10 protein-coding genes and 1 pseudogene are annotated in these 9062 nt (G+C 66.9%); 6 read left to right on the plus strand and 5 right to left on the minus strand.

What is annotated here, in order from left to right:
* Nucleotides 1-717 precede the first annotated feature (717 nt).
* Entirely contained in the window at nucleotides 718-1020 is a 303-nt protein-coding gene (locus AC07AB_RS39790) for a hypothetical protein (protein WP_478577517.1), read from the minus strand.
* A gap of 15 nt (nucleotides 1021-1035) precedes the next feature.
* Between AC07AB_RS39790 and AC07AB_RS39795 the strand changes: the two genes are divergently transcribed.
* From AC07AB_RS39795 to AC07AB_RS39805, 3 genes and pseudogenes are all read left to right on the plus strand, one after another.
* Nucleotides 1036-2178 carry a hypothetical protein gene (locus tag AC07AB_RS39795; RefSeq protein ID WP_478577519.1) on the plus strand — a complete coding sequence of 381 codons (1143 nt, stop codon included), beginning with the start codon at nucleotides 1036-1038 and terminating at the stop codon, nucleotides 2176-2178.
* Between the two features lie 16 nt (nucleotides 2179-2194).
* Nucleotides 2195-2296 (plus strand): annotated as a pseudogene (locus AC07AB_RS39800) (IS5/IS1182 family transposase); the annotation flags it as partial.
* 52 nt (nucleotides 2297-2348) lie between these two features.
* Nucleotides 2349-3011, plus strand: a complete 663-nt coding sequence (locus AC07AB_RS39805; protein ID WP_478577521.1) for a hypothetical protein — start codon at nucleotides 2349-2351, stop codon at nucleotides 3009-3011.
* A 492-nt stretch (nucleotides 3012-3503) separates the two neighbouring features.
* Here AC07AB_RS39805 and AC07AB_RS39810 read toward each other — a convergent pair whose 3' ends face one another.
* The 4 genes from AC07AB_RS39810 to AC07AB_RS39825 form a co-directional block, all read right to left on the minus strand.
* Entirely contained in the window at nucleotides 3504-3704 is a 201-nt protein-coding gene (locus AC07AB_RS39810; protein ID WP_478577524.1) for a hypothetical protein, read from the minus strand.
* A gap of 675 nt (nucleotides 3705-4379) precedes the next feature.
* Nucleotides 4380-5012, minus strand: a complete 633-nt coding sequence (locus tag AC07AB_RS39815) for a hypothetical protein (RefSeq protein ID WP_478577526.1) — start codon at nucleotides 5010-5012, stop codon at nucleotides 4380-4382.
* A gap of 171 nt (nucleotides 5013-5183) precedes the next feature.
* Nucleotides 5184-5678, minus strand: a complete 495-nt coding sequence (locus tag AC07AB_RS39820; protein WP_478577528.1) for a polymorphic toxin-type HINT domain-containing protein — start codon at nucleotides 5676-5678, stop codon at nucleotides 5184-5186.
* A gap of 635 nt (nucleotides 5679-6313) precedes the next feature.
* Complete coding sequence (locus AC07AB_RS39825; protein WP_478577531.1) at nucleotides 6314-6679, minus strand: hypothetical protein; 366 nt, start codon at nucleotides 6677-6679, stop codon at nucleotides 6314-6316.
* Nucleotides 6680-6857: 178 nt separating this feature from the next.
* On the opposite strand from AC07AB_RS39825, the gene AC07AB_RS39830 reads away from it, so the two are divergent.
* The 3 genes from AC07AB_RS39830 (at nucleotide 6858) to AC07AB_RS39840 (ending at nucleotide 8985) form a co-directional block, all read left to right on the plus strand.
* Nucleotides 6858-7799, plus strand: a complete 942-nt coding sequence (locus AC07AB_RS39830) for a phosphotransferase (protein WP_478577534.1) — start codon at nucleotides 6858-6860, stop codon at nucleotides 7797-7799.
* A gap of 517 nt (nucleotides 7800-8316) precedes the next feature.
* The gene (locus tag AC07AB_RS39835) at nucleotides 8317-8685 is read left to right on the plus strand and encodes a hypothetical protein (RefSeq protein ID WP_478577535.1); all 369 of its coding nucleotides are present in this window, start codon (nucleotides 8317-8319) and stop codon (nucleotides 8683-8685) included.
* Between the two features lie 33 nt (nucleotides 8686-8718).
* Nucleotides 8719-8985: a hypothetical protein gene (locus AC07AB_RS39840; protein WP_478577538.1), complete on the plus strand. Its 267-nt coding sequence runs from the start codon at nucleotides 8719-8721 to the stop codon at nucleotides 8983-8985.
* The last annotated feature ends 77 nt before the right edge of the window (nucleotides 8986-9062 follow it).

A 9062-nucleotide genomic window follows, 5' to 3' on the forward strand; every position in this document is an offset into this window, starting at 1 on the left:
CGACCGACTCGACCCGTCGGTATGGCGTGCTCAACCGGCAGGACCAGTACGACGCACTCGCCGTTGGCACCCCCCCTCAGAGGCGATGAGGACCCGCCGACGGTGTGATCCAGGGACTTGCCCTTGGGTTGGTACCCCCCTGAGGGGGGATGAGGACCACGGGCGCGGCTCGTACCCCATGTTCGGGACGTTAGTTGGTACCCCTCGTAAGGGCGATGAGGACCCCACGGTAAAGCCGCAGGTCGGGGCTGGTGCTTCGGCCGCTGTGGTGGCGGGTTTTTCAGCGGACCTCCGGTCGTGTGTCTCGCCCCGGCGTGGCGCTGAAATACGTGAACCGGATACCACCGGGCCTCTCCCTTTCTTCGATCGTTCGGCGGTCTCTGCTGACTGTAGAGCCCACATCTGACAGTTCCTCGAGGGCCAGTCCTGGCCATCCTGCTCAGCGACCGCACGACGCTCAGCCTCGAAGACACCCGGCGCCGCGGCACCGACGACCCAGCCGCACGACAGCTGCTCCGTCACGCCGTGCTTCGCACAGCGGACTGCGCTTCGGCGGCCACGGCCTGGCGGCCGCCCTGGACGTGGGCCTGCCGATTGAGGCCGGCGCATCGTCCACGACGACGGGCTCGGGGAACGCCCGCCGCAACAGCTCCCGCATCGCGGCAGTCTCCCGCATCGCGGCAGTCTCCCGCTCCACGGCCTCCGCGATGCCCGGGTCTACCAGGGACGTCCGGGCGGCCTGGCGGTGCGGCAGGAGCGGCGGTCGCCGTGGCGGGGCCGGCCGGCCTTCATGGGTACGGGCGCCAGGACGTGCAGGGCGCGGACGCTCGCGCCGCGCACCTTCTCGTTGGCCGCCGCGATCAGCTTCGGCGTGCTCCAGCACAGCTTCGTGCCGCGGGCCGGGATGTCGAGGGCGACGTCCCGGCGGCCGGTGTCCGCGTCGAACGCCACGCCGGACTTGACCCCGCCGACGCCGGTGAACACAGGCCAGCGCAGCGGTGCTCCCGAAGAAGTGTTCATGCGATCATCTTCCACGTGATCGAGATCGCCGTGAGCTTCCTGCTCGGTTCCGGGACGGGAGCGCTGCTCTTCCGATGGCGGGCGTTACGAGACGACCCCAGGTTCGAGGCGGCACAGCAGTCGGTGACGGCTTTTGGCGAGGAACTGGCTGCCCTGGACTTCGACCCGAGCGGCCAGGACGCCACCCCCGCCGTCCTCGAGGAGTACCGGGCGGCCCTGGCCGCCTACGAGCGTGCCTCCGCCGGGCATACCGTCTCCGACATGGAGGCCGCGTTGTACGACGGCCGCGTCGCCATGATCCGCTTCGCGGCACTGCGCGACGGCCGTCCCGTCCCCATCGAAGCCGTGCCGCTTGAGGTCCCGGCTTCCCGACCGCGCCCGCAACCCGTCATCGCTCCCGGGGAACGCCACGTCAGCAGCGGTCGCACCAACGGCTCGACGGAAGTGCTGATCGACCGGCCCGAGCCCGCGCAGCCGGCCATCCTCGAACTGGACGTGCTCGGCTATGAGGACCTGCACGTCGAACCGGTGGTGCGCACCGAACAGGAAACCACGATCGGACACAGGCTGGCCGAGACCTCTTCTTACCGAAAGTACTATGGCCGCCACTATCTCTCCCCGCACCTCACCCATCTGCGTGTCACTGCCCAGGGAGTGGGCAGACGCCACTGGATCGCACGCATCAGGCCGCTCTCCGACGCCACTCCCCTGGCTGCCGAACACCAGGGCCAGAACGACGAAGTGCTCCGCTACGACGGCGGTCCGGCACTATTCACCGTCCAAACCCGGGGCCAGTCGGCCTGGACGATCGCCTACAAGTGCGCATGCCTTCGCCCCAGGATCGACTGTCACTGCCCATACGTCGACTGGCCGGATGACATACCCGGCTGGGAACTCGGCAGTGCAGTCTGTAGAGGCGGTGAGCGCATCACGTTCCGCCTGCCCCGCCCGGGGTACATAACGCTCACCTGCTCCTACGACTCCCCTACCGGCTCCTGGTACCTGACCACCAAGCCGGTCGACGTCCCCGAGCCGCCTTCCGCACGGCACGGTGAGGACTCCTCGCAAAGAGATCTTGGTGTGGCGCGGTGGATGGGGAAGGTGATCTCATTTCTCGGGGGTAAGGACGACCCGGCCAAAGCCGTGGGAGACCGGTGACGAGTTATGGGCACTCATCGAGCCGTTGCCGCCCCAGCACCGGTTCCGGTCTCCGGGCTGCAAGCGCATCGACGACTGCAGAACGCTGCAGGCCGTCCTCTTCGTTCTGTACACCGGTCACTGACCAGGCGGAGCCCCTGGGCGTCAGGGGTATCCGGTTGGATGAGCACGTGACGGTCTATGACGTAGCTCGCCAGCTGCCCTCCATCGCCGGCCTGCGGAACCTGTGCCGCTCGCTGGCGATGCTCGACGCGATCCTGAGCCCGGACTGGGAAGGCAGGTACTACTCCTTCGACGCCGGCCGGGCCGACGGCGAGGAGACGGCCTCGATGCGCAACGGGTCGGGGGACGAGTACTCCATCGTCTTCTCGGCGGCCGGGACCTATGTCCGCGGCTTCGACCACGAAGCACCGATGAGCCCGTACGGCAACGATGGCGAACCCTGGCCGGGAGTGGTCGACGAGGTCCCGGAGGTCTTCAGCCGCTTCGTCGAGGAGCCGGCGTTCACCGACGAGGACGACGTTCCCGTCGTGACGGCCTGCCTGTGGCGGAGGGCGACGGACGATCGCTGGCAGCACGGCACGATCGACTTCCCCACCGGTTGCTCCGACCCCGACGGGACAACAGGCCTGTTCGAGCTCCTGATCGACCGTTCGCCGGAAGCGTTCCAGCGCTTCGCCGAGGACTACTACGAAATTCCCGTGAACCTGGAAGCGGTCCGCGACGTGTATGACCTGCGGCCGCTGAACCAGAAACTCGTGTCATCACTGAACGCGGAAGTAACCCTTGCAGAGCTGGCCGAGGACATCGCAGAGATCAGCTACCCGCAATAGGCCCGGGAGGAGATCTGAACTTCAACTGCCGCTGCTGGCGTCCCTCGAAGGGGCGATGAGAATGACGTCCAACCCCCATTCCTCGTGCCAGACCACGATGTTGGTACCCCTCTGAGGGGCGATGAGGACTCCGACCCATCTCGGATCAGTGGGAAGGCATCGACGTTGGTACCCCTCATGGGGGCGATGAGGACTTGACCGACTCCAGGCGGTAGAGGAGCAGGCGTTCCGGTTGGTACCCCTCGTGGGGGCGATGAGGACCAGAGTAAAGCCGCAGGTCGGGGCTGGTGTGCTGGCGGCTTGGGCGGGTGGTTTTTCAGCGGACCTCCGGTGGTGCACTTCGTCCCGGCGTGGCGCTGAAATATCTGGGCCCAGACGCAGCGGGCTCGCTCCTTCCCTCAGGGGTTCGACGGTCACTGCTGACTGTAGAGCCCGCCTCTGACACGACCCCGCGCCCGGGCCGCTATCGGTGCCCGGGAACCTCACTGCCGTTCATGCCGGCCTCCGGAGGGTGTAGCGGAGGCTCCGGTGCCCGGAGACCGGGCAGGTGCTGTACCGATGTTCGTTGTACCGGTCGATGTGGTCGACCACCATCTGGTGGTCGACCACTGCGCGGCTGCGCCGGCCGAAGACCTGCGCCCGGGTCAGAATCTGGAGAACGAGCTGCTCCTCGTCGACGCCGTAGGTCTCCAACGTCGGGTCGGGAACAGCGTCGGCCGGGCAGGCACGTGCAGCACAGTCGGGCCACCGCCGCGACGGGGCTCTCGCCGGCCGACTGCGGGCTGCGGCTCACGCGGGCCTGACGGCGGACTGCTGGCCGCGGATCTGCTTCCACCAATTCCGCGGCCACGTCCCGGCGCAACTGCTGATCGGTGGCCGCACGGCGCTCGGATCCGGAGATGCCCGGCACCACGGCATCAACGGCGACCGCGACCGCCGGGCGCAGCGGTCCCCGCGAAGGGGCGATGCGGGAGGTAGCCGGGCCGGCTGAAGGTCGTGCAGATGATGGTGCGGCAGCCGGGCAGCGCCCGCTGGAGACCGGCGGGGAGCCGTTCGGCGAGGAACGTCTCATTCGCTGCGTCGATGGCCTGGGGAACCGTCGGGAGGCGGACGAGCCTGCGCTGGCTCTCTTACATGCTGAGGCGAGAACGGGGCGGCCGCGCTTGCGGCCGCCGTCCTCTGCGTGGTCGAACCGTACGGGCGTCGACGACTACCTCGTGGTGATCGGCTGAACGCCCTGGCGTCAACCGAATCCGAACCGGGCAATTTACTCACGCAGCGGCCGCGGTCGAACTCGCCACGGCTCTTCCCCGTCGGGTCGAGACCGCCCTCAACTTCGAGGAACTGCCTCGGCCCGATGGAGTCGCGTTAGTCGTCGCCGATCATGATGCTGGCATCACTGACTACATACTCTCCATAGTTGAACGATGCTCCGATCTCTTCGAGCTTCGCGTACTGCTCCCGTGTCAGCCCGCGACTCGGATCGGAGTACACGACGGAGTGCCTTCTCGGTAGAGCCTTGAGGAAGAGCCGGAATCCGAGGTCGGGAGTGCATGAGCGGACGCAGTGGACGAGAGCGTCCGCCACCTCCGGATCAAGAATGGTCCTGTACCTGTCGATCTCGGCCAGAACCTGGTCGGCCAGCTCCGTTCCCTCGTACTGGTCCGCCGGGGAGAGCGTCGGGTTGTCCGTACGGCGGGCCAGCCAAGCGTCACACACCCCGATCACTTGCCGCATCCACTGGTCGCCTTCCGCAACGCGCTTGGCGAAGAAGAACTGCGGCTCGGTGCACCCCTCCCACAGGGTCTTGATGTGGGCAGAGGTGACGTTGTCGAGGAGGAGTTGGGCGTCACGGCGCACTAGCAGCGCCGCTGCCGGATCAACATCCTCCAGCACGTTGTCTGCTGCCTCGGCTGCTGTTGAAGCGTCGAGCATCCAGTCCTGATGGAAGAAGTCCATGAGCCAGGGGATTCCGAACGTGAACTCCGTGTACCGTTCCATCAACGATCAACTCCCTGGATATGCGGTGTGGACGTAGTAGCCAAACCTGTGCCCCTTGGCCCGTTTCAGGATAATCGTATAAGCGTTGCCGGCTTGAGTGATCGTTTGGCCGTCTTTGTGTGCTACCCACCCGATAGGGCTATTCGCTCCGGAGTACCCGGTCAGCACCTTCTACTGATCGGTCCCGCGAAGCCATTTGGCGATCTCGCCGGCTTTGCCGGCAAGCGCGTAGTCCACGATTTGCTGTGCCGCCTGCAGGTCGATGAAAACACTGTTGTCCGTGCCCTTCCTCACGGCCAGCGCGAGCGCTTCCGCCTGTGTCACGTTCACGTGCTCATCGAGGACGTGAGCAACCCCGGGAAACTTCTGTGCGTCAGCGACCAGGTCGTTGCAGTTGTGGACCAGAACGGGGGTGTTGCCCGCCGCCACGTAGAAGGTGTGCAAGCCATCGACGGACAGGTCGTAGACCCGCTGCGGCTTCAGGCCGGGCCGGTCCCGCAATCCGGTCACAGCACGTACGGTCCCGTCCTGCGTCCGCAGCCTGTCACCCTCGCGCAGATTAGATACCAGGATCCACCCGCGGTCGACGACGAAGAACCGGTGCCCCGAGGTGAACTGCTGCCCGAGCAGATCGGCGGCCGCGGCATCTCCGTCGTATACCGGCACTCGCACGATCTCGACGCCGCACTGATCCTGTGGCTGATCGCCGGACCATAACGACCGACCCGAGCATGTGGGAGGCCGCCGTGGTGGCGGCCTCCCACATGCTCGACATCCGCGTCGATACCCCCCTCAGGGGGCTATGAGGACGAGCGACTCTCCGGCGTCCCGCTTTGGTACCCCTCGTAGGCGCGATGAGAACTGGCGCTCGCGGTCGGGATGGCGCGTGAACACGGCGTGTTGGTACCCCTCGTAGGGGCGATGAGGACCCCAGGGTAAAGCCGCAGGTCGAGGATGGTGTGCCGGGTGCTCGTGCGAGCGGTTTTTCAGCAGACCTCCGGTGGTGCACTTCGTCCCGGCGTGGCGCTGAAATCCTCGCCCAGATCGCTATCGGACTCGCTCCTCCCCCTCAGGCGGTACGAACAGTCTCCGAGGACTGTAGAGCCCGCCTCTGGCAAAGCCCCGCGCCCAGGCCGTTGGGTAGTCTCGCTTCCGCTCATCCGCCCCCGGCATCGCAGCCGAGGCTCAGACGCCCGAGCCGGACGGGCACTGCATCAGGCGAGAAGGCCCGGGCGGACAGGCGCTGTGCCGGCGACTCTCCGTACAGAGCCTCCGTTGGGGAGCCGGACTGCGTCGATGCCTCATCCGGTGAAACCCGTACATGCTCCGGAGCCGGTGTGGGGCGGGGCGAAGCCGTGGCGTTCATCAGCAGCCCGCACGGCCTCCCACGCCTGCTCCCACTCGCCGGCGTGTTCCCGCTGAGCACGGGCAACCAGCCACTCCACAGCATGCTGGGCGCGCTCCACCTCAGCCAGCTTGGCCGCGACAGCGTCCGCGACCCAGTCAGAAACCGAGGACGGCCCACCCCATCCGGCCGATACGAGGCCTTCGATCGCCCCGACCGTGGAGCTCCCGAGCCAGACGGTGATCTCCTGCTTCGCCATAGCTACCCCCTGCTCAAGCTCCATCATCTGCCGGCTGTGCCAGGAGCGCAGCCGGTTGACCACGTCGTGCACGGTCAGCCGCAGGAAGCCGGAGGTCCCTGATCAGGTCATGCCGTCGCGCGCAGACAGCGACAACGGTCTCCCCGGACGCTTCGATTCCGGCGACAGCCACACCGTAGAACGCGTTACGAGTCGACAGCGGGCGAACCAGGACGATCTGCTCAGAAAAGAAGGGATTCACATGGACGGTCTGCGATGGGAGTTCGTCAAGAGGCGGACCGCTGCCGACGGGGCAGTCTTCCGCTCGCCGGACGGCAGGTTCTTCAAACGCACCGGCGGCGTCGAACTGCGTGAGGAAGCAGAATTCCAGCGCCGCCTCGGCCGGCTCGGCTACCCCGTTCCGCAGGTCGTCGACGCCGGGAGCGAGGACGGCCTCACGTACTTCGTCGAACAGTCGCTGGGAGGCGCCTCGCTGCACGACACGGCGGCCTCCGCCACCGGAGGCCGAGCAGCGAACCTGCCCGAGGACATCGTCAGCTCGGCGGCCGCCGTGGCCGGCCGGCTCCTTCGGGCCCAGGCCGCCCACCCCGAGCAGGCTTCCCCCGCCTTGCTGCGGAAGTGGTCCGAGCAGGCCGGATTCACCGCGGACGTGTTCGCCGAGAACCCCGACTTCGACACGCCGCGGGTCCGAGAGCTCACCGGCCGCGCCCTGGAGCGGCTCTCCGGCGTCCCGCTGGTGCCAGCGCACTTCGATTACGGGCTGCCGAACGTCTTCCCCGCCGGCGTCATCGACTGGCAGCACCACGGCCTGGCGCCGCTCGGCTACGACGTCGCCTCCGCCCTGGAAGTCATCGCCTTCAAAGGAGGAGTCGAGGGCTACACCGCCAGCGCCGCTCAGCGGACTCGCTACCTGACCGCACTCGATGCGGTGTCCGTACCCGCAGCGGGCCTGCGGATCAGCACCTACGTGCGGGAGTTCTTGCTGGTCAAGTCGCTGTTCTTCCTGGCCCTCATGAAACCGGCCGGCCCGTCACGCACGGACAAGCACCTCAAGTGGCAGTACCGCCGGCACCTCTTCACCCAGACACTGGACCACTACGAACACTCCGCGATCATCGATACCTTCACCTTCCCCACCCTCGACGAGTTCACCACGGGGAAACCCGCAACCGGCCATCCGTGACCGGAACTGCCTTTTGACCGGGCCGACATCACCTTCAAGGCCAAGGCGGCATCGGCCCCGGCACACACTGGCTCGGCAGAGGTCGAGACGACCCCTTGGTACCCCTCAAAGGGGCGATGAGGACCTGCCCCAGGGCGCCGGGCCGAACCGGCGGTTCTGGTTGGTACCCCTCGTAGGGGCGATGAGGACACCCCAGGGTAAAGCTGCTGGTCGGGGCTGGTGTGCTGGCGGCTTGTGCTGTCGGTTTTTCAGCGGACCTCCGGTCGTGTGCTTCGTCCCGGCGTGGCGCTGAAATATCTGGGCCCAGACGCAGCGGACTCGCTCCTTCTCTCAGGGGTTCGACGGTCACTGCTGACTGTAGAGCCCGCCTCTGACACGACCCGGTGGTCGCACGCGGTTTGAACGGCGACGACACCTTCGTGCCCGCGGCGCTGGGCGGACCGGTGATGCCGAGTCCGATCTACCTCGACTCGCGGCGGGCACGGGTCGGCCGATCGACGAGGAGCAGACGGGCGCGGTGAGCCAGGCACTGGCCGGCTCCAGCGCGCACGTCATGGCCTACGACTCCTACCTGGAGGCCCAGCGCGCGCCCGCCGCCGAGCGGATGGACAACGCCGCGGTGATCGTCCTGGGGATCGCACTGGCCTATGCGCTGATCGCGGTCGCGAACACCCTGATCATGGCGATGGCCGGTAGCGGATTCCCAGGCCGCGTGACTGACGGTTCCAAGAGCTTCGGCGCCGCAGGCAGACCTTCGCGCGCGGTCGCCCTGGGAGAGGTGCATGTAGATGTACGGCACAGCCGATCTCCTCCTGACAGGGCGAGGATGTGTCTCTTAAAACTATACACAGAACTGCCGTGCATGTATACTCTTAAGGGACGATGATGAAAATCCGCCCTCGCTCCCGCTTGGAGAAACATGAACCCTGCCGCGCGCGGCGTGGCCATCCTCGACTGGTACCGCAGCGGATGCGGAGCGCTCGACGAGCTCAGCGCGTCCACCGCCGGCCTCCTCGCCGACCTTCAGGTCTGGGCCGCGGCCCACGGCCTCGACTGGGGCGAGACCCTTCGGATCGCCGAGGGGTATGCGCGGAATGAGCTGCATCCTTCGGCCTGCGGTCTCCTGGAACCGGGCATGCTGAACGAGGGTCCCCTCTCCCCCCTGTGCCGACTAGGCAGTGTCTGATGGTTCTTTGGCGAGGCTGCGGAGCCAGATCACGATGGCTGCGGTGGCCAGGGTGCCGTGGAAGATGTAATCGCGTT

The organism is Streptomyces sp. NPDC044033 (assembly GCF_056434425.1).